The organism is uncultured Kordia sp. (assembly GCF_947496985.1).
Lineage (GTDB): Bacteria > Bacteroidota > Bacteroidia > Flavobacteriales > Flavobacteriaceae > Kordia.
The window spans coordinates 1-1827 of the sequence record NZ_CANMEZ010000025.1 but is presented as its reverse complement, the minus strand read 5'-3'; the positions used below and the strand labels follow the sequence as shown (position 1 = coordinate 1827).

Annotated in this window: 1 protein-coding gene; it reads right to left on the bottom strand. The window is 31.6% G+C overall.

The features are described from left to right. On the bottom strand, positions 1-1827 hold a 1827-nt coding region (locus Q0828_RS24345), incomplete at both ends, for a condensation domain-containing protein (RefSeq protein ID WP_298427966.1).

The window sequence follows — 1827 nt, the reverse complement described above, 5'->3', positions numbered from 1 at the left end:
GATAGTATTTGTTGATTTCTTTCTAATGGGAAATCTGTGCTTAGTGGAATGAAACATGCGCCAACTTTCCAAACTCCTAACATTGCAACTAGATAATCAATTCCACGATTCATATAGAAAACGACTTGATCATCTTTTTTGATGCCGTTTTCCTGTAAATAGTGTGCAAACTGATTCGAACGCTCATTTAATTCCTGATACGTTAACGAAGTATTTTTAAACGTAATGGCAATTGCATCAGGTGTTTTTGTAGCATTTTCTTCAAATAATACAACTGCGTTTTTATCGCTTGGATACTCTGTAGTTGTTTGATTTAAATCGCTCAGTAATTCTTTTTCTTCGACAGAAGTCAAGTACTTTAAATCTTCAATATAATCAACATCATTCAAGAAACTTTCTAGTAAAGTTTGCAAATGATTTTCAATCATCTGAATTTTTTCATCAGAAATTACCGTGTTATTGTAATCAAATTTAATCTTCAAGCCTTGTTGCGACGGAAAAATGATTAACGAAAGTGAATAGTTTGTGCTTTCGATTCCTTCAGTATTTTCAATTTCAAAACTTACTTCTGAATTAGATGAAATTTCATCCATCGGATAGTTTTCAAATACTAGTAAACTATCAAATAAAGTGTCTTTTATATTGTTTTGAGATTCTACAATACTTAATGGTAAGTATCCAAATTCCTCTCTCCCTTTTGTATGGTCTTTTTGAAGTGTTTGCAACCAATTTGCAACATTCAATTTTCCACTGATTTCATTGCTTACTGGAATTGTATTTATATACAATCCTACTTTTTCTTCAACATTCGCAATAGCTGAATCTCTTCCTGAAATGGTTGCTCCAAATACAACATTTTTCTGCCCTGTATATTTAGAGAGTAAGAATGCCCAAGCTCCTTGAATTAGTGTATTTGTTGTGATACGATGTTTTTCCGTAAAGGATTTGATATCGCCTTTGAAGACAAATTCTTTTTCTGCATTTCCAAAGACTTTGTTTCGTTTGGAAGCATCTTCAATAAATGGCAAGTATGTTGGCAAACTAATTTTTGCAAGATATTTTTTCCAGAATGAAATTCCTTTTGCTGAATTTTTGTTTGCGATATGACGAATATGTTGTCCGTAATCATCAAATTGAATATGAGGGAAATTTCCGTTGGTTTCTAATGCTGTATAACACAACATGAAACGCTGCATTAAGCTAGAAAGTGACCAACCATCCCATAGAATGTGATGATTTGTGAAAATCATTCTCGTTTTTCCATTACCTATGTTTAGTAATGAGATTCGAAATAATGGTGCTTTTTTTAATTCAAATCCAGTATTTCGGTCTTGTTCTAAAAATTTATTTAGCTTTTGCTTTAAGGTTTCTTCTGAATGTTCACTAAAATCAATTTCTTGTATTGGTAGTTGTACATCTTCGTATATACATTGTACCGGAATTGCCAAACCTTCTGCATAGATAGCTGTTCGTAAGATGGTATGTTTTTCAATGAGGTATTTCCATGTTTTATAAAATGATTCTTTTGAAAATTCATTTATGATATCACACTGAAATTGAATTGCATATCCAGAAGTATCATTATCATATAAGCTATGAAATAGTAAACCTTCTTGCAATGGGCTCAACGGATATATGTCTACAACTTTGTGTTGATGTTTTTCAGAAGTTATGAAATCTGTTAGTCTTTTGTTTGAAATTGTTTCTGGCAGATTATAATCACTAACTGTTTTTGTTTGTTGTGTTGTTGCATTACAATGTGATATAATATGTTGTAGTGCAGCAATGTAGTTGTCTGCAATTGTTTGTATCGTTTCTTTGTGATAA